Below are 19546 nucleotides of genomic sequence, written 5' to 3'. Positions count from 1 at the left end.
ACTTGCTCAAGATGAAATAAGTTGAGCAACATGATGAGCAACTTGAATTGTATTATAAATCATTAACTTACAGCCAACTTGCTCAACTTGCTCATGTTGCTCAAGGTATATAGATAGAAAATTAAGGAAATTATGATGACTAATAAAGTAATTGAATTATCAGTTGATGAACTAAAAAAACTTGATGATGTTTTGGAAATTTATGCTAATCAACAAAGAGAGCAAAGAAAGAAATTTGGTGAATGCGAAGAAGACAAAACAGGTGATCAATCATTCTTTGAATTAAGGAAAAAAGTGAAATCCGCTTTAAAATCCAGCGACCCTGAATACAATATATTTTTTGTTTAATCACTAGCCCACTCAATTGAGTGGGTTTTTTATATGTATCTATAAGAATTTAAGACTATGATTTTTATATCTATATTGTGATATTTAGACTGTATCTTGATCAGGATATAGAGAAATGAACTTAACTGAATTACTTGAAAAACGATCTAGCACAGTTAGCCAGATGAAAGCCCTAGCAGATGCAGCAGCTAAAGCAAACCGTGATTTAACAGACGAAGAAAATACACAGTTTGAAAAATTAAAAACAGAAGAACGAAGCATCCAAGCCCAAATTGACCGCGTTGAATACCTGCGAAGTCTGGAACGTGCTGTGCCAGCCGACCATATCGGTGATGGTCACAATAAAGACTTTGAAAAATTAAAGCGATCAGTGTCAGTGCAGAACATTATCCAAGCGCAGATTGCAGGTCGTAGCCTTTCAGGTGCTGAGCTGGAATACAACAAGGAAGCGGAAAAGCGTTCTGGCAAGAAAGCACAAGGCGCATTCATTCCATTCGATGCACTGGAAACACGTGCAACAAACAACACAACTACAGCAGCCGAACTCGTTGCAACTAACCACCGCCCACAGGATTACATCGGCCCTTTGCGAGCTTCAAACATTGTTCGTCAGATGGGTGTAAGAACATTAACTGGATTGTCTGGTGATGTAGTCATTCCAAAATACGGCACAGGTTTATCACTTGGCTGGGTAGGTGAAGAAGAAGCAGTACCAGAATCAAATATGTCATTTGATGCAATCACATTGACACCGAAGCATACAGGCGGGAAAACTGAAATGTCACGTCAGTTGATCCAGCAGTCCAGCCCAGACATTGAAAGTCTTATCCGTGAAGATTTGTCATTCTTAGTGGCTCAAAACATTGATAAAGCCATCATTGCAGGTACAGGCGTTAAAGACCCTCTAGGTATTCTAAACACAGTTGGAGTTCTAACAGGTACTGTTCCGGCAACATGGGCTGAAGTTCTGCAACTAATCCAGCAGCTTGAAGATGAAAATATTTCTAATTTACGTTGGTTAGGCACCAGTGGATTAAAAACAGCTTTGGCAGGTATTGAGAAGTCAGTAGGTACAGGCCAATACCTCTATCAAAACGGCCAAGTTGGTGAACTTCCTTTCAATGTTTCAGCGAATATGCCGACAGGACAATTCATCCTAGGTGACTTTAGCCAGGTGCTTTTAGGGGTATGGTCAGAGATTGATATTTTGGTGAATCCATACGCTGAACCTGCATACAGCCGAGGCGGTGTACAAATCCGAGCTATGGCAACTTGTGATGTAGCAATTCGACACCCTAAAGCCTTCTTAGTAGCTTCGACAGGTGCTTAATTATGGAAAAAAGAGCCTTTAGCGTAGAAAGCAAAGGGCGCACCCTTTCAGGATATGCGGCTGTATTTGACAGTCCTACCAGAATCGGGACATTCCAGGAAGTTATTAAAAAGGGAGCGTTTACACGTTCCCTTTCTTCTCAGGAAGCGCCAAAAATTACAGCCATCTATGAACACAATCCAGAACATTTATTAGGCCGTTTGGGATCAAACACGCTTCGACTTTGGGAAGATGACAAGGGCCTGAGATTTGAGCTTGATCTACCTAGCACCACACTGGGGAACGATGTAGCTGAGTTGGTGAAGCGTGGCGACCTTGCCGGATGTTCATTCGGATTTATTGTTCGATCCGAAAACTGGACAGATACAGCCAGGGAGATTCTGGACGTTGATTTGTTTGAAATCACAATCACTAGTCAGCCAGCATATGACGCAACCAGTTTAGATATTCGGGCCAAGCGTAAAGGTATCCAACGACTGGCATCTGCACAAACCTATCTGGAGTGCTTTAAATGAGCCGTAGAAACCAAAGACGACATGAAAAAAGAAATAACACTCCAGCATATGACACCTATTTCGCCAATGTGCTGAATACTCCAGTAGTAAACGCCAAAACAGCAGAATCTATTTCCACTGTTTACGCTTGTATTTCTGCAATCAGTGAAACCATTGCGAGCCTACCTTTTGAAGTGTTCAAGCGAACAAAAACAGGCCGAGAAAAAGCAAAGGCGCATCCGTTATATAAATTGATCCATGACAAGCCGAACCACTGGCAGACAGCACTAGAATTTCGGGAAATGCTGCAACGTCATGTTTTATTGCGTGGTAATGCTTATGCAGAAATTAAAAGGGACCAAAAAGGGATTACAGCATTAATTCCCTTGCACCCGGATAGCGTCACAGTCTTATTAAATCAAAGTGGAAATTTGGTATATGACATTGTTCAGTATGATGGCAGCAGCAAGCGCCTATTATCAGATGAGGTTCTACATTTACGCTACCACCCAAGCGACAGTACGCCGTATCTAGGGCGTTCACCGATCCAGGTAGCACAGGACACAATAGCTCTTTCATTGTCTGAACAGCAGCACGGTACAAATACTTTTAATAATGGCACCTCATTAAATGGTGTGATTGAAACCCTACCGACTACCACTAAAGACCAAGCGAAACAGATCAGTGATAGTTGGAAGGCTAATTATTCAGGTGTAAGGAATGCAGGCACTACCCCAGTGCTACCAAGTGGAGCACAGTTCAAACCAGTATCCATGAGCTTGATAGATAGCCAATGGCTGGAATCCAGACAGTTCAGCGTATTGGAAGTATGTCGTTTATTCAGGATACAGCCGACCATTGTTGGAGTGCTGGACAATGCTAACTATTCAAACAGTGTGGAGCTGGCTAGACAGTTCGTAACACTCACATTAAAGCGTCATTTATTGATGTGGGAACAGGCGATTAATAACACATGCCTAACATCATCATTCTACTGTGAACACAATTTGGATGGATTACTGCGTGGTGATAATGCAAACCGTGCAGCGTTCTACCAGTCGGCATTACAAAACAAGTGGATGACTATTGATGAAGTAAGAGAACTGGAGAATCTACCGATAGGCATCATTCAGCAACAGGATCAGGCAGGACAGACCAACAATGAAGAACCATAGCCTATACAAGCCCAAACAACGTGCTATCCCATTGAATAGCAGACTATGGCAGAAGATCAGACAGGCTGTTATTGCTCGTGATAGTGGCCTATGCCAGATATGTGTTAAGCGTGGCCTAACAGTACCAGGAACAGACGTTGACCATATGAACAATGATGGTGATGACAATGACCTGAGCAATCTAGTCCTACTGTGCCATGAGTGCCACTCACTCAAGACAGCACAAGACATGGGTAAGCAGGTGAATTGGGGGTGTGACGTGAAAGGTCGACCACTCGATCCGAACCACCATTGGAATAAGTCAAAAAATCACGAAAAACTTTTTGATGAAGTACCGCCCACCCAGTCACATTTTTATGACCGCAGTTGAGGGATTTTGAAAAATGGCGAATCCAAGAAAACCAACGGCATTAAAAGAGCTTGCAGGCAATCCAGGTAAACGCCCTTTGAATGATGCCGAACCTGAATTTTTACCAGCAGAAACCATTGCACCAGATTGGTTACAAGGTGAGGGCCTGCACCAGTGGAACAAACTAGCCCCACAGATGGCCCTTAATAATTTGCTGAATGTTGCAACCGTTGAACCACTGGCGACCTACTGCGATTTATTGGGCGCATACATTGACAGCCGAAGAAGTGGCGAAGTTCCAGACATGCGGATTTTTAACAGTCTGCGATTGATGGCTAAGGAGTTCGGATTCACGCCAAGCAGTAAAGGCGGAATAGTTGCACCAGAAAAAGGAAAGAAAAATGACAAGTCCAGATTCTTTAGCTAACTATTATTTTTGCGAAGATGAAGCCGACAAAGTTATTGGATTCTTTGCTGAATGCCTTACTCATTCTACAGGTCAGTGGCGTGGCAAACCTTTCGAGCTTTTAGATTGGCAGATTGATTATCTGCGAGAATTGTTCGGCTGGCGTAGAAAGGATAATCACAAAAGACGATACCGCCAAAGTGCTTTATTTATCAGCCGTAAACAAGGAAAAACCGAGCTGGCAGCAGCCATAGCACTGTATTGTTTACACTGTGAAAATGAACCAGCAGCACAATGTTTTAATGTGGCAGCAGATACGGATCAGGCAGCACTTTGTTTTAATGCTGCAAAGGCCATGACTGAAAATGAACATGAGTTGGATAGCAGATCAGAGATTTATAAGCGATCAATTTTAGTTCCCAACAGTGGCAGCGTTTACCGTGTGCTATCGAGTTCAGCCAGCACAAAACACGGTTTAAACGTGCATTACTGCGGTATTGATGAGCTGCACTGTATTGATGATCGGGAGCTTGTAGACGTTTTTACCACAGGCACACTGGCCCGAAACAATAGTTTGATTCTATACACCAGCACAGCCGGATTTAACAAAAATTCGATTTGCTATGAAATCTGGGATTATGCGTTAAAGGTGCAGGATGGAATTATTGATGACCCGACTTTCCTACCGTGCATTTATGCAGCGCCAGACGATGCCGACTGGAAAGACCCTGCAACATGGCAGGCAGCTTGTCCAAGTATGGGCCACACGGTAGACCTGAGTTTTTATGAACAGGAATGTTTAAAGGCGCAGCAGGTGCCAGCTTATGAAAACGTATTTCGTAGACTGTACTTGAACCAGTGGACAGAATCAGACAGCCGTTGGTTAAGTTCAACTATTTGGGATGATTGCAAGAATCTTAACTACCCAGACCTTGCAGGGCAGCCATGCTATGCAGGTTTAGACCTTTCAAGCGTTCAGGATATTACAGCCCTTGTTTTGACCTTTCCAAACATTGCAGGCAAGACCTACACACTACCTTTCTTTTTTGTACCTCAAGTGCAGATATGGGAGCGATCCAGAAAAGACAAAGTTCCTTATCCTCAATGGGTGGAGCAGGGCCATTTGATAGCAACAGATTCAAAAGCAGTGGATCAGCAAGCCATCCGGTTAAAAATCCATGAGCTGGGGGAAATCTACCAGATTAAAGAGATTGCAATTGATAGATGGAACGCCAGCCAATTAATGACAGACCTTGAAGCAGATGGATTTGAAGTGGTCGGATTTGGTCAGGGATATGGAAGCATGAGCGCCCCAGCAAAGCAGCTTGAAACGATGCTAATTAATGGCGACCTACAGCACCCGAATAACCCAGTTTTAAACTGGATGTGTGCTAATACCGTTGTCGAACAGGATGCAGCCGGAAACGTGAAACCAAGTAAGAAAAAGAGTTCTGAAAAGATAGATGGGATTGTAGCCCTTTGCATGGCATTAGGCCGAGCAATGGCGAATGTAGATTTAGACGTAAATGATTGCGAGGTTATATTTTAATGAATTTAGTTACTTTGGAAGAAATGAAGCAGCACCTTAGAATTTTGCATGATTTTGATGATGCAACCATTCAAATTTATCTGGACAGTGCAGAGCAGCATATCAAGAACTTTCTGGGTGATGACTGGAGCAAAACCACAGAAGCACCAGCCCCGATTAAGTCGGCAATTCTCTTACTAGGTGCAGACTTGTACCAAAACAGAACCATGCAAGCGGATCAGGCCCTAAATAATAACCGTGCGTTTGATTTGCTTTTAGGCCCATACATTACTAAGCAGGTGCATTAATGAATATTGGAGCAATGGATAAACTTTGCATTATTGAGAAACTCTCAATTATTTATGATGAATATAACTATGAAACCGAAGCCTGGACAGAGTTCACCAGATTGTACGGTGACTTTCGACCACTGAGCAGCCAGGAAACTATTTCTGCACAGGCCGAGCGGATCAACTTTAAAGCCAGGCTGATTACTCATTTTGTTGATGGCATTGATTCAACTATGCGAGTTCGGATTTATGGCCTGAGTGCTGAACCTGAGTTGTTCGGAATTGATGGCGTGATACGTGATAACAAGACCAACAGGCAACACTTAACTTTTGAGTTAAGGGAGCCGGGAATAGGTTGGATTTAAGCTAAAAACCTTGTACACAGGCTTGTACATTATAGTTTATATGAAAATATACTTTAACTTATTCAATGCCTTATGTTGTAGTTGGGTATTGGATATACCTACCAAATTTTAAAGGCTTATCAGTGAAATACTGATAAGCCTTTTTTTATCTCTGTAATTTCTCCATCCACCAATTTATCAGTAACAGCTCTATATGAGTCAAAGCTGCCCCTCATCAAGACTTACAAGAAGCTTTCTCCCTCTTTTGCAAAAAGACACAGCAGGTCCAGTAAAATTTGCTAGGCTAATATTTTTTATACAAGAATACTGCCCATGAAAAATATTGTTCTTTTTGCTGCGCTTGCAGCCTCGCTTATGGCCTGTAGCACCGTACAGCACCCCCCAGCACAGGTAGGACTTGCCAATCCGGCCAGTCAGTATTGTATTGAACAGGGTGGCCGGCTGGAAATTAAAGACGAACACAGTGGTCAGGTGGGCTATTGCCATTTACCGGATGGCAGCATCGTTGAAGAATGGGCGCTGTTCCGTCAGCAGCCAGGCCAGTGTGTGGCAGAAGAAGCCAAAAAGCTGATCGGTCAATCAGGCAGTTTGCCACAGAGCGAAATCAAGCAGCGGACTCAGGCCAAAATTGTTCGCAGCGTCCATCCTGGCCAGCCGGTCACCATGGATTATCGCGCTGACCGAGTCACAGTAACCATTGATCCGAACAGTAATAAAATTGTGCAAGCATCCTGCGGTTAAGGCTAAACAGTCCGCCCAGTGCGGACTTTTTTTATGGGTGTCAGGAAATTGAAATTTCAATAGGTAAGGGTAGGAGTGAGTTAAAGGCCAATTGAATGCTTGAATTGTTAAAATTTGATTAATACACAAACTGAAAGTTGTGACATGGTTCACATATTGTTTATTTTTCTGTTAGTATAAATTAAATTTGTTTAATAATAGTAAAGAACATGAGGCAAATCCTGATCGTGACCTTTATTGTCATGGTTGTCCTGTTAATGGTCTGGGTGTTTCAGCAGGAACAACACCGCAGACAACAAGAAATGCAGAATATTGTGCAGGAGGCACGCGACTCTCCGCATCTGATTGAACAAGATCGGGCTTCACATCGTTTATCGCTGGATGATCACATGCGACAGATCGAACCCTCTATTGAGCGGGCTGGAAGTTTAGGCCAAAAATTCTAATTCAGCATGAAATGCTCTGAATGAAAATTAAAGATAAATTTTAGAAACAATGAAAAATCAGTGTGATATAATTTACCCATTAGACAATTAAATTAGCGTGTTTATTTTTTAAATAGTTGATTTAATTATGGTAAGTAAAGCTGCATAAAGTTATGCGGCTTTTTTGTTTAGAATTTATCTGATTTGAGCTGTTAAGGGCTCAAAGCATAATGGCTAAATAGACTTATCCTGTGCGTGTAACTTTTGGCATATCCGTTGCTTGGCAATGCTAGGGGTAGGGATGAATTTTCTCCGTACTTTCGCATCACTGTTGGGTATTTAAGTTTATTTACAAGGGCGAGGTCATGACGACTCCTAATCCATCTTCAGAAAATGTGCTTGAGCGCTTATTTAAGTTAAGCGAAAACAAGACCAGTTTTCGTACTGAGGTTCTTGCCGGTGTAACCACATTCTTAACTATGTGTTACATCATTATTGTCAATCCAATGATTTTATCCGAAACCGGGATGGATCACGGGGCTGTCTTTGTTGCAACCTGTCTGGCAGCCGCAATTGGCTGTCTGGTGATGGGACTGATTGCCAACTATCCGATTGCGCTGGCACCGGGTATGGGCCTGAATGCCTATTTCACCTATTCGGTTTGTCTGGGCATGGGTGTGCCTTGGCAAACTGCGCTGGCTGCGGTGTTTGTATCCGGTCTGGTGTTTATTGCCATCAGCATGTTCAAAATTCGTGAAGCCATTGTCAATGCCATTCCAATGTCCCTGAAACTGGCCATTGGCGGCGGGATTGGTTTATTCCTGGCCTTAATTGCACTAAAAAACGCAGGCATTATTGTCGATAACCCGGCGACTTTGGTGGGTCTGGGTGACTTGAAACAGCCTTCAGTGCTGTTGGCCTTATTTGGCTTCCTGATGATTGTGGTGATGCACCAATTCAAGGTGCGTGGTGCAATTATCATCAGTATTCTGGTATTAACGGCTATTTCTACGGCTTTGGGCTTAAGCGAATTTAAAGGTGTGGTCGGTGAAATCCCGTCTATCGCGCCAACGTTCATGCAAATGGACTTTGAAGGTCTGTTTACTGCCAGCCTGATCGGGGTGATTTTCGTCTTCTTCCTGGTCGATCTGTTTGACTCCACCGGTACCCTGGTCGGCGTTTCACATCGTGCGGGCCTGCTCAAAGATGGTAAATTACCACGTTTGAAAAAAGCCTTATTTGCCGACTCATCTGCCATTGTAGCGGGTGCAGCACTGGGTACCTCTTCAACCACACCGTATATTGAATCGTCTGCCGGTGTTGCTGCGGGCGGGCGTACCGGTCTGACTGCGGTAGTGGTGGCGGTGCTGTTTGTACTGTGTTTATTCCTCGCGCCACTGGCCCAATCGGTACCGGGCTTTGCTACTGCACCTGCCTTGTTATTTGTGGGTGTGCTGATGATTCAGGGCATTGTACATATTGATTGGGAAGATATTACCGAAGCGGTTCCAGCCTTCCTGACCATCGTATTTATGCCATTTACCTACTCAATTGCGGACGGTATTGCCATGGGCTTTATCAGCTATGCGTTGATCAAGCTGTTGACCGGTAAAGCTTCATCTGTGCCGTATATGGTGTGGATTATTGCAGTATTGTGGGCATTAAAATTCGCGTTATTTGGCGGTTAATCCCCAGCAACCATTTTGAGGGTGTAAACTCGGTTTGCACCCTTTTTTATTTTCATGAGGATGAGAGATGAATCAACTTGAGCTGATTCGCGCCTTACCCAAGGCAGAGTTGCATGTCCATATTGAAGGGACGTTTGAGCCAGAACTGATGTTTGCCATCGCGCAGCGTAACAACATTGCCATTCCATATCAGTCAGTCGAGAAAGTCAAAGAGGCCTATAACTTTCATAACCTGCAGTCGTTTTTAGACATCTATTATGCCGGTGCCAATGTACTGGTACATGAGCAGGACTTTTATGATCTGGCCTGGGCCTATTTTGAAAAGTGTGCAGAAGATCAGGTGGTACATACCGAAATGTTCTTCGATCCGCAAACTCATACTGACCGCGGGATTGCCTTTGCGACAGTAATTAACGGTTTGCAACGTGCCTGTGATGATGCACAAAGCAAACTGGGCATCAGTTCCCGTTTAATCATGTGTTTCTTGCGTCATCTTAGCGAAGAAGCAGCATTTGTAACGCTGGAACAGGCACTGCCGTATAAAGAACAGATTATTGCAGTCGGTCTGGATTCCAGCGAAGTGGGGCATCCGCCTGCTAAATTTGCCCGCGTTTTTGCCAAAGCCCGTGAATACGGTTTCTTGGTGGTGGCGCATGCCGGTGAAGAAGGTCCACCAGAATATATCTGGGAAGCACTGGACTTGCTGAAAGTGAATCGTATTGACCACGGCGTGCGTTCTGAAGAAGATCCGGCACTGATGCAGCGTCTGATTCAGGATGAAATGCCGCTTACGGTGTGCCCGCTCAGTAATTTAAAACTGTGCGTGGTGCAGGATATGCGGCAGCACAATATCCGCCGTTTGTTACAGCAGGGCGTGAAGGTGACGGTTAACTCGGATGATCCGTCTTATTTCGGCGGCTATATGAATGACAACTTTATTGCCATTACCGAAGCGTTAGATTTAAGTGCAGATGAGCTAAAGCAACTGGCGATTAACTCCTTTGAAGCCTCGTTCCTGCCAGCAGCGCAGAAACAGGCTTGGATTGAAAAAATCCAGGCTCTATAAGCGCATCTAGCTTCATAAAATGATGAAAAAAATAGGCCTACTTCATGTAGGCCTGTTACTTTCTTGTTATAAAAAAGTAAGTTAAAGCAATATTAAGCTGAGAATCTTATAGGATTCTACACAGATAAAGCCAATATAAGTACAGATGCCAAAATTTATAATTTTTACAGATTTAGATGGGACTTTATTAAATCATGATAATTACAGCTATGGGAAGAACATAGAGCTGATCCAGCGTTTAATTCCGGATTCTCCGGTTATTTTATGTAGCAGTAAAACCGCAGCGGAAATCCGCCATTTGCAGCAACAGCTCGGTTTAAGCGGCATGCCTTTTGTGGCTGAAAATGGGGCATATATCTATTTTAATGCGCAGCATGACTATCAAAGTCCCTTATCCAGTACCGACATTGCGGTGCAACTACAGCAGTTAAAAGCAGACTATGGCTTAAATTTTCAATGCTTTAGTGACTGTGATGCTGCGCAGATTGCAGCGCTGACCGGTTTGGTGCTGGACGATGCAGCCCGAGCTTTAGAGCGTCCGTATAGCGAAGTCATTATCTGGAATCCGGACAGCCGAACCGAAGACGAAGCGATATTGTCGCAACATCTGGCCAGTAATTTGCATATGGTTCATGGTGGACGCTTTAGCCATATTTTAAGCCGTGACTGTGATAAATCGCTGGCGGTGAACTGGCTGAAACAGTTTTATCCGACGCAAATGGTGTGTATTGGGCTGGGGGATAGTGAAAATGATCTCGATATGCTGAAAGCCTGTCAGCATGCTGTGGTGGTCAAACGGCCGTATAAAGCAGCATTGGCATTAGAACACGATTCTGTGTACTTCACCCGGCAGCAGGCACCAGCGGGTTGGGCAGAAGGATTACAGTACTTTTTACAACAATAAACTGGAGAGGATGATGGTCGATTTTGCACAAGAAGGCATGATTACAACAATACATGATTTAAAACAGCGCCATCTACATGAATATGAACAGGAACTTCGCGAATTTACCAAGTCCAAACCGGTCACCTTAATTTTACCTTCCTTATATTCCGAGCTTGAACATCCGGCCTTAACCCAGATTGTCGAAGAGTTGAAAGGCGCCGATTATATCCAGCAGATTATTATCGGTCTGGATCAGGCCAATGCGGAGCAGTTTGCCCATGCGCGGGAATTTTTCTCGGTGTTGCCGCAAAACCATGTAATTTTATGGAATGATGGACCGCGTTTGCAGCAGCTGCATCAGCAGTTAAATCAGTTAAATGTCGCGCCTTTGCAGCGCGGTAAGGGCCGTAATGTCTGGTATTGTGCCGGTTATGCTATGGCTGAAGGCAAGAGCCAGGTGGTGGCGATGCATGATTGCGATATTCGTACCTATAAACGCGACATGCTGGCCCGGCTGATTTATCCGATGGTACATCCACAATTCAGCTTCCAGTTTTCCAAAGGTTATTATGCGCGGGTGGCCAACCGGAAAATGAATGGTCGGGTGTCACGTCTGCTGGTGTCACCTTTATTGCAGGCCCTGAAAAAAGTCTTCGGACCGCTGGATTATCTGCTTTATCTTTCAGCCTTTCGTTATCCCTTGTCTGGAGAGATGGCAATTCATGTCGAAGCACTGCGTGACCTGAAGGTGTCGGGCGATTGGGGCCTGGAAATTGGCGTGCTCTCGGAAATTTACCGCAACTATTCCACCAAGCGCATCTGTCAGGTCGATATTGCCGATGATTATGAACATAAACATCAGGAAGTCACCACCGCCAATGGGGATGGTGGCCTAAAACGGATGAGCCGGGATATCGCACTGGCATTTTTCCGTAAGCTGGCGGCGCTGGGGGTGCAGGTCAGTCTGGACAATATTCGGATTATCCGCGCGGCCTATTATCGTAATGCGCTGGATCTGATTGATCACTATTATTATGATGCCACCACCAATGGCCTGAACTATGACCGGCACAGCGAAGAAAATGTGGTGGAATTATTTGCTCAGAGTATTGTCGAGGCAGGGGAGCAGTTTATGAATTATCCGAACCAGCAGTCTTTTATTCCAAGCTGGAACCGGGTGCAATCGGCCTGTCCAACGGTATTTGCGGATATGAAGCAGGCAGTTGCCCTGGATAATGCTTAAATTTGCCATTTATTTGTGCATTGCGGTCAAAAAGATAAACCGAATCCGCGCTAAAGCCCTTAAAATAGGCCGGTAAAATGACGCAAAACTGAAGGAAAATACATGAAAAAGTTGGCTTATGTTTTAGCACCGCTGGCATTACTGTTAAGCGCATGTGCATCTACAGGCACCACTCAGCCTACAGCGGCAACAACGACCCAGCAATTGGGCGGCGCAGCACTGAAAATTGCGATTAATGCCAAATGTGTCACCGAGCTAAACAACATTCCGGCATGGCAAACGGCCACCAAAGTCATGACCAGCACCCAAAAGCAAAATATCCAGACTGAAATCTGTGGTTGTGTCAGCGAAAAAGCACCACAAAATGTGACTGCGGTAGACTTGGCGACAGCAGCGATTGACCCGGCAGCGCGTGCCACCATTGTGAGCAATGTTGTATCAAAAACCATTCATGCTTGTGTGCAAGAAGCAGTACAATAAGCGCAAGATGAAAGAAATAGGCTGACAGGTTCAGCCTATTTTATTGAAGGTAATAATGTCGATGAAAATTGCTGGTGTAGATGAAGCAGGGCGCGGGCCTCTGGTGGGAACTGTGGTGGCTGCGGCGGTCATTCTGGATCCGAATAATCCGATTGCGGGCTTGAATGATTCCAAGAAACTGAGTGAAAAGAAACGTGAAAAGTTATTCATTGAGATTCAGGAAAAAGCCCTTGCTTGGGCCATTGCTGAAGCCAGTCCGGCTGAAATTGACGAGCTGAATATTTTACAGGCCTCATTGCTGGCTATGCGCCGTGCGGTTGAAGCCTTGCAGGTCCAGCCCGATCAGGTCCTGGTCGATGGCAATAAAATTCCACAAGGACTAATCATGCCATGTGAAGCGGTGGTGGGTGGGGATGCCTTGCACGCCGAAATTTCCGCAGCCAGTATTCTGGCCAAAGTCACCCGTGACCGGCAGATGCTGGAACTGGACCAGAAGTTTCCACAGTTTGGTTTTGCCAAACATAAGGGCTATCCGACCAAAGCGCATTTTGAAGCAATAGCTTTGCATGGCGTGACTACAGAGCATCGCCGTAGTTTCGGACCAGTACGTAAAGCGCTGGCTTTGCTGGAACAGCAATAATTTTGAAGCGCTAAAAAAACTTAAAGCGGCCGTAGAGCCGCTTTATAACAAGATAACTTTAAGTCTTAACGGTTAAAGTTATTTTGTGGGTAATTATCATCTTCATAAGAAGGCTGATAATCCTGATCGAGATGTTGCAAATGCTCATGCATGGCACGTTCATGTTGAATACGTTGATAAATTTCTTCACGATGAACAGACACTTCTTTTGGCGCATTCACACCAATACGCACCTGGTTGCCTTTGACACCAAGTACAGTAACACTGACTTGATCCCCAATCATTAATGTTTCTCCGACACGTCGGGTCAGAATCAGCATGTTTATCTCCTTGCAAAATGCTAAACCTGCATTGATTTGAAAGTTTTGAAAAGCACAAAATATTTCAAGCGAAATTTTATCAGAACTCTCCCTGACAAAACCTTGTCGGATACAATTCTGTTAAGATTTCTAATTCTCATTATTTCAATATAACAGAGCCACTATAAAAAATACTATAGTGGCTCTGATTTTTTGTAGTTTTTCGCTATATTGTCTGACAATTCCAATAATTGCTGACTACAGATTAAGCACGCGCGCTTGATTCACCTGACTCGCGGTCTAAACCGAACGCCGTGTGCAGTGAACGAACTGCAAGCTCTAAATAGTTTTCTTCAATAATCACTGAAATTTTGATTTCAGAGGTCGAGATCATCAGAATGTTGATGCCTTCGTCTGCAAGCGCGGTGAACATTTTGCTCGCTACGCCAGCATGTGAACGCATACCCACGCCAACAATTGACACTTTCACGATGTCGTCACGGGTTGCAACTTCGCGCGCACCAATTTCCTGTGCAGTCGCTTCAAGAATTGCTTTGGCTTTGGCCAGTTCACCACGGTTTACGGTAAAGGTGAAATCAGTGGTGCCATCTTCTTCAACGTTCTGGATAATCATATCCACTTCAATGTTGGCAGCGCCAATTGGGGCCAAGATTTTAGAGGCAATACCTGGCTCATCTGGCACACCGAGAATAGTCAGTTTAGCTTCGTCACGGTTAAACGCGATACCTGAGATAATTGGCTGTTCCATGTTGTCTTCCAATTCAGTAGTAATAAGAGTTCCGACGTTGTTTTTAAACTCTTCGTCAAATGCACCATCGTTGTCGTTATCGAAGCTAGATAGTACGCGTAAAGGCACCTGATATTTACCAGCAAATTCTACAGAACGGATTTGCAGGACTTTTGAGCCTAAAGATGCCATTTCCAGCATTTCTTCAAAGGAAATACGATCCACTTTTTTTGCTTTTGGCGCAACACGCGGGTCAGTGGTGTATACACCATCAACATCGGTGTAGATCTGGCATTCATCTGCTTTTAATGCTGCGGCTAACGCAACACCGGTTGTATCTGAACCACCGCGGCCTAAAGTTGTGGTATTGCCTTGCTCGTCTACACCCTGGAAGCCTGCAACCACAATCACACGACCGGCATTTAAATGACCGGTCATGACATCGGTGTCAATCGCTTCAATACGGGCTTTGGTGAACGCGCTGTCAGTTTTAATTCCGACTTGGCGACCGGTTAGAGATTTAGCTTCTACGCCAATAGAATTGAGCGCCATAGCTAACATGGAAATCGTTACCTGCTCACCCGTAGATACCATCTGGTCAAGTTCACGTGGGTCAGGGGTGTCGGTAATGGCTTTCGCGAGAGCGAGCAGGCGATTGGTTTCGCCACTCATTGCTGATACAACAACGACCACCTTGTGGCCATGGTCATGCCAGCGCTTTACGCGACGAGCAACATTTAAAATGCGCTCGGGCGTACCCATAGAAGTACCGCCATATTTTTGAACGATTAATGCCATAGTTGTTCCATATAAGCCATGACCCTGATTGCCGCCAGGGTCAGTTACACAAAAGTGAAGTTATTTTGCTTCCAGCCAGGCAGTTAACTCTGCCATCACGGTTGCAAACTTCTCGTTTAGTGGCGCGCCACCTTGTGCTAAGTCAGGTTTACCACCACCTTTACCACCAAGCTCAGAGGCCAAGTGTTTGATGATGTCACCTGCTTTAATAGACGCAGTGAAGTCTTTTGCAACGGATGCAATCAGGCTCACTTTGTCACCCTCTACACCGGCAAGTACAATCACTGCGTTGTCTAATTTTGATTTCACACCGTCATGCAGGTTGCGCAGTGCTTTGGCATCCATACCCTGAACAGTGGTAATAAGTGTTGCACGGCCAGCAATGGTCTGAACTTGGCTTAAAAGTTCACTCGCTTGCAGACTGGCCAGTTTCTGATTCAGCTGTTCAATCTGTTTTTGCAGGCTAGATGCTGTTTCAACAATTGCTTCAACTTTCTCAATGGTTTGCTCTTTCTGTGCTTTTAACAGCGCATTAATGGTGTTGATGTCACGATCAGCTTTTTGCGCAGCTTCAATCGCTTTGGTGCCTGTCACCGCTTCAATACGACGCACGCCTGCAGCCACACCACCTTCAGAGGTTATTTTGAACAGACCGATGTCACCGGTGCGTTTCACGTGAATACCGCCACACAGTTCAATCGAGAAGTTTTTCTCTTCAATTACTGAACCCATAGACAGTACGCGAACTTCATCACCGTATTTTTCACCGAACAGCATCATCGCGCCTTTGGCTTTGGCCGATTCGATATCGAGTAACTCAGTTGTTACTGGTGTGTTGGCAATCACTTCAGCATTCACCAGACGTTCAATTTCTTGCAGCTGTTCAAATGAAACCGGCTGATCGTTGGCAAAGTCGAAACGTAATACGTCTGATGCAACCAGTGAACCTTTTTGCTGTACGTGTGAGCCCAGAATTTGACGCAGCGCAGCGTGCAGCAGGTGAGTGGCAGAGTGGTTACGCGCAGTCGCAGCACGAATGTCCGCTTTGACAATTGCTTCCACGTTTTGTGCTGCTTTCAGGCTACCCATGGTTACAATACCCTGGTGTACAAAAGCGCCGCCCGATTTTTTGGTGTCTTGCACTTCAAAAATACCGGTGTCGTTTTTGAAAATACCGGTATCACCGATCTGACCACCGCTTTCTGCATAGAATGGCGTCTGGTTCAGGACGATCAGTGCTTCATCACCTTCAGCGACTTCGTCAACCTGTTCGCCATCTTTATAGATGGCAATGATTTGACCTTGACCTGCAGTGGCATCGTAACCATCAAACTGGGTTTCACCATCCACTTTGACTACGCTGTTATAGTCGATGGCAAATTTACCGGCATCACGTGCACGTTGACGCTGTGCTGCCATTTCAACTTCAAAGCCAGCTTCATCAATGGTTAGGTCGCGTTCACGGGCAATATCTGCGGTTAGGTCGGTCGGGAAACCGTAAGTGTCATACAGTTTAAATACCACTTCGCCTGGAATCACAGAACCTTTTAAGTTCGCCAGTTCACCTTCAAGCAGTTTTAGACCTTGCTCAAGTGTTTTGGCAAACTGTTCTTCTTCTTTCAGTAATTGCGCTTCAATACGTGCTTTTTGAGCTTCCAGTTCGGGATACGCCGCACCCATTACTTCAATCAGCGGTTGCAGCATTTTGTGGAAGAATGAACCGGTTGCACCGAGTTTGTTACCGTGACGTACAGCACGGCGGATAATACGGCGCAGTACATAACCACGTCCTTCGTTAGACGGATTGACACCATCTGCAATCAGGAAGCAGCAAGAACGGGCATGGTCAGCCACCACTTTAAGTGAAGCTGGATATTGTACCGGTGTGCCTTTTTCTTTGGCTTCAGCTTCTAGTGCAGAGGTATCTAGACCAATAATTTCAGCTGCCGCTTTTAAAAGATGCTGGAACAGGTCAATTTCGTAGTTGGAGTTGACGTGCTGTAATACGGCAGAAATACGCTCCAAGCCCATACCGGTATCGACCGAAGGTGCTGGAAGTGGGTGCAGTACGCCATCCGCTGTGCGGTTGAACTGCATGAAAACGTTGTTCCAGATTTCAATGAAACGGTCGCCATCTTCTTCAGGTGTGCCTGGTAGGCCACCCCAGATATGATCGCCATGGTCAAAGAAAATTTCAGAACATGGGCCACATGGACCGGTATCACCCATAGCCCAGAAGTTATCAGATGCGTATTTCTCGCCTTTGTTGTCGCCAATACGGATAATACGTTCTGGCGCTAAACCGATTTCCTTGTTCCAGATGTCGAATGCTTCGTCATCGGTGTGGTAAACCGTGGCATACAGTTTGTCTTTTGGCAGGGCTAACCATTCATCACCGGTCAGGAATTCCCAAGCAAACTTGATCGCATCACGCTTGAAGTAATCACCAAAAGAGAAGTTACCTAACATTTCAAAGAAGGTGTGGTGACGCGCGGTATAGCCGACGTTGTCTAGGTCGTTGTGTTTACCACCGGCACGTACACATTTTTGTGAAGATACGGCACGGACATAATCGCGCTTTTCCAGACCTAAGAAACAATCTTTAAACTGGTTCATACCAGCATTGGTGAACAGCAACGTTGGGTCGTTGGCGGGAACCAGAGAACTCGACGCGACACGTGTATGCCCTTGCGATTCAAAGTAACGCAAAAATGCTTCACGAATTTCAGCTGATGTCATAAAACGAGTACTCACAACCAAGTCACTCCATAATTCTCGATTTGGCTAAAAGCATAACAGTCTGACAAGATTTTCTCTGCTGTTATACGGGCTTAAAATTTAAAAACGCCAAATTATAACGGAAAAAGCCACACTCACCAATGATTTTAAAGTGTTTTGATGACAAATCTGCGGCGAAAACCCAAACCTCAAAGTCATCTAATCTGCTGTGAAATCACAAGCTGTTGTCATTGCTGCGGTTTAGCCAGTTACCGTGCATCCTGCTTCTTTTTATCAAGCAGAAAATAGTGCTGCTAACTGCTTAAATATTGGACAGGTTTAAATTAATTGCTGAGTTTGGCAGGAATTATTCGCCGTGTCTGGCGGAAATCCTTTAACATAAGCACAGACAAGATTGATGTGCAGTTTGAAGGAATACGGATGCAACGAGTGGCGATTAATGGCTTTGGGCGAATTGGGCGAAATGTACTGCGTGCCTGGTTTGAAAATCCTAAAGAATTTCATTTTGATATTGTCGCGATTAATGACGTTGCCGATGTTGCCACGCTACTACATCTGTTTAAATACGATTCAACCCATGGCCGTTTTCCGGGGCAGGTAGAAATCCAGCTGGAACAGGAACAGATTTATCTGTGCATACAATCGGGTGAGGCCAAGCTGAAAGTTCAGGTGCTGAGCCAGCCACAGCCGGCACAGTTGCCATGGCAGCAGTTAAATATTGATGTGGTGCTGGAATGTACCGGCCTGTTCCGTTCGCGTGAAGCCGCAACCCAGCATATTCATGCCGGTGCCAAACGGGTGATTATTGGCGCAGCACCGTTTGACACGGTTGATGCCGCCATTGTTTACGGGGTCAATCATCATGAGGTCAAAGCCTCAGACCAGATTATTTCCAGTGTTTCCTGTACCACTCAGGCCTTGGTGCCGTTGGTTAAAATTGTGGATGATGCTTTTGGTATTGAAACCGCGCTGATGACTGAAATTCATGCTGTCACGGCTGATCAGTCGGTGCTGGATCATGCGCACCGTGATTTACGCCGTGCACGTGCATCCGGTCAGAATATTATTCCAACCACCTCAAGTGCTTTAGGCGCCTTAAAACAGGTGATGCCCAAAATGGAAAACCGTATTGATGGCTATTCGATTCGGGTGCCCACCATTAATGTCGCCGCCATTGATGTCAGCTTTATTTCCCAGTCACCCATTACCGTGCATAAATTGAATGAAGTGCTGGTGAAAGCCGCGCAGCAGGATTATGCCGAAATTATGCAGGTCACCGATGAGCCACTGGTATCGAGTGACTTTAACCATTCGCCGTATTCTTTAATTGTCGATCTTACCCAGACCATGGTGGTCGGGCATCAGGCCAAAGTCTTTGCCTGGTATGACAATGAATGGGGCTATGCCAACCGTTTACTGGATTTATGTGAATCTTTTGCCCATCAGGCGCATTAATTTCTATCTGTCCAAATCTTTGCCTAAGCTTGGACTGTACGATGGTGGTCTAA

The 19546-nt window shown here is 45.0% G+C and carries 21 protein-coding genes; 18 read left to right on the top strand and 3 right to left on the bottom strand.

The features are described 5' to 3' along the window. Positions 1–135 precede the first annotated feature (135 nt). The 17 genes from FTU69_RS09010 to rnhB all read left to right on the top strand — a co-directional run bounded on the left by FTU69_RS09010 (position 136) and on the right by rnhB (position 13454). A complete protein-coding gene (locus tag FTU69_RS09010) occupies positions 136–348 on the top strand; it encodes a hypothetical protein (protein ID WP_168382966.1) in 213 nt (70 codons plus the stop codon). A 115-nt stretch (positions 349–463) separates the two neighbouring features. Beyond that, positions 464–1678: a phage major capsid protein gene (locus tag FTU69_RS09005; RefSeq protein WP_180103769.1), complete on the top strand. Its 1215-nt coding sequence runs from the start codon at positions 464–466 to the stop codon at positions 1676–1678. 2 nt (positions 1679–1680) lie between these two features. After that, on the top strand, positions 1681–2193 hold the full coding sequence (locus tag FTU69_RS09000; RefSeq protein WP_160255657.1) for an HK97 family phage prohead protease: 513 nt from the start codon (positions 1681–1683) through the stop codon (positions 2191–2193). After that, positions 2190–3347 carry a phage portal protein gene (locus FTU69_RS08995; RefSeq protein WP_180103768.1) on the top strand — a complete coding sequence of 386 codons (1158 nt, stop codon included), beginning with the start codon at positions 2190–2192 and terminating at the stop codon, positions 3345–3347. Before FTU69_RS09000 ends, FTU69_RS08995 begins: the two co-directional genes overlap by 4 nt. Further along, on the top strand, positions 3334–3717 hold the full coding sequence (locus FTU69_RS14940) for an HNH endonuclease signature motif containing protein (protein WP_160255655.1): 384 nt from the start codon (positions 3334–3336) through the stop codon (positions 3715–3717). Before FTU69_RS08995 ends, FTU69_RS14940 begins: the two co-directional genes overlap by 14 nt. A gap of 13 nt (positions 3718–3730) precedes the next feature. Next, positions 3731–4123, top strand: coding sequence for a hypothetical protein (locus FTU69_RS08985; RefSeq protein ID WP_119686926.1), 393 nt, complete (start codon positions 3731–3733; stop codon positions 4121–4123). Next, positions 4098–5651: a terminase large subunit gene (locus FTU69_RS08980; protein WP_180103767.1), complete on the top strand. Its 1554-nt coding sequence runs from the start codon at positions 4098–4100 to the stop codon at positions 5649–5651. The genes FTU69_RS08985 and FTU69_RS08980 overlap by 26 nt, the downstream gene beginning before the upstream one ends. Continuing rightward, positions 5651–5938 carry a head-tail connector protein gene (locus FTU69_RS08975; protein WP_180103766.1) on the top strand — a complete coding sequence of 96 codons (288 nt, stop codon included), beginning with the start codon at positions 5651–5653 and terminating at the stop codon, positions 5936–5938. The genes FTU69_RS08980 and FTU69_RS08975 overlap by 1 nt, the downstream gene beginning before the upstream one ends. Then, a complete protein-coding gene (locus tag FTU69_RS08970) occupies positions 5938–6285 on the top strand; it encodes a phage head closure protein (RefSeq protein ID WP_180103765.1) in 348 nt (115 codons plus the stop codon). Before FTU69_RS08975 ends, FTU69_RS08970 begins: the two co-directional genes overlap by 1 nt. 312 nt (positions 6286–6597) lie before the next feature. Next, complete coding sequence (locus tag FTU69_RS08965) at positions 6598–7026, top strand: I78 family peptidase inhibitor (RefSeq protein ID WP_180103764.1); 429 nt, start codon at positions 6598–6600, stop codon at positions 7024–7026. A 209-nt stretch (positions 7027–7235) separates the two neighbouring features. Continuing rightward, a complete protein-coding gene (locus FTU69_RS08960; protein ID WP_180103763.1) occupies positions 7236–7472 on the top strand; it encodes a hypothetical protein in 237 nt (78 codons plus the stop codon). A gap of 344 nt (positions 7473–7816) precedes the next feature. Next, complete coding sequence (locus FTU69_RS08955) at positions 7817–9139, top strand: NCS2 family permease (protein WP_005176982.1); 1323 nt, start codon at positions 7817–7819, stop codon at positions 9137–9139. 67 nt (positions 9140–9206) lie between these two features. Further along, a complete protein-coding gene (locus FTU69_RS08950) occupies positions 9207–10205 on the top strand; it encodes an adenosine deaminase (protein WP_180103762.1) in 999 nt (332 codons plus the stop codon). Positions 10206–10350: 145 nt separating this feature from the next. Further along, positions 10351–11109: a mannosyl-3-phosphoglycerate phosphatase gene (locus tag FTU69_RS08945; protein ID WP_180103761.1), complete on the top strand. Its 759-nt coding sequence runs from the start codon at positions 10351–10353 to the stop codon at positions 11107–11109. A gap of 13 nt (positions 11110–11122) precedes the next feature. After that, positions 11123–12334 (top strand): glycosyl transferase, encoded by a 1212-nt coding sequence (locus tag FTU69_RS08940; protein WP_180062631.1) that lies wholly within the window; start codon positions 11123–11125, stop codon positions 12332–12334. A 102-nt stretch (positions 12335–12436) separates the two neighbouring features. Then, positions 12437–12814 (top strand): hypothetical protein, encoded by a 378-nt coding sequence (locus FTU69_RS08935; protein ID WP_005177001.1) that lies wholly within the window; start codon positions 12437–12439, stop codon positions 12812–12814. A gap of 61 nt (positions 12815–12875) precedes the next feature. Further along, complete coding sequence (gene rnhB, locus FTU69_RS08930) at positions 12876–13454, top strand: ribonuclease HII (RefSeq protein ID WP_127799279.1); 579 nt, start codon at positions 12876–12878, stop codon at positions 13452–13454. A 65-nt stretch (positions 13455–13519) separates the two neighbouring features. Here the strand turns inward: rnhB and csrA are convergent, their stop codons facing one another. From csrA to alaS, 3 genes are all read right to left on the bottom strand, one after another. Beyond that, entirely contained in the window at positions 13520–13774 is a 255-nt protein-coding gene (gene csrA, locus FTU69_RS08925; protein WP_016658388.1) for a carbon storage regulator CsrA, read from the bottom strand. Positions 13775–14018: 244 nt separating this feature from the next. Then, positions 14019–15299 carry an aspartate kinase gene (locus tag FTU69_RS08920; protein WP_104471872.1) on the bottom strand — a complete coding sequence of 427 codons (1281 nt, stop codon included), beginning with the start codon at positions 15297–15299 and terminating at the stop codon, positions 14019–14021. A 60-nt stretch (positions 15300–15359) separates the two neighbouring features. Continuing rightward, positions 15360–18053, bottom strand: a complete 2694-nt coding sequence (gene alaS, locus FTU69_RS08915) for an alanine--tRNA ligase (protein ID WP_180103760.1) — start codon at positions 18051–18053, stop codon at positions 15360–15362. A gap of 405 nt (positions 18054–18458) precedes the next feature. Between alaS and FTU69_RS08910 the strand changes: the two genes are divergently transcribed. Continuing rightward, the gene (locus tag FTU69_RS08910; protein WP_075166664.1) at positions 18459–19493 is read left to right on the top strand and encodes a type I glyceraldehyde-3-phosphate dehydrogenase; all 1035 of its coding nucleotides are present in this window, start codon (positions 18459–18461) and stop codon (positions 19491–19493) included. The last annotated feature ends 53 nt before the right edge of the window (positions 19494–19546 follow it).

The organism is Acinetobacter sp. YH12134, assembly GCF_013418555.1.
Classification (GTDB): Bacteria; Pseudomonadota; Gammaproteobacteria; order Pseudomonadales; family Moraxellaceae; genus Acinetobacter; species Acinetobacter indicus.
Note: the sequence above shows the minus strand (reverse complement) of the source record. Positions and strands in the feature narration are given on the sequence as shown.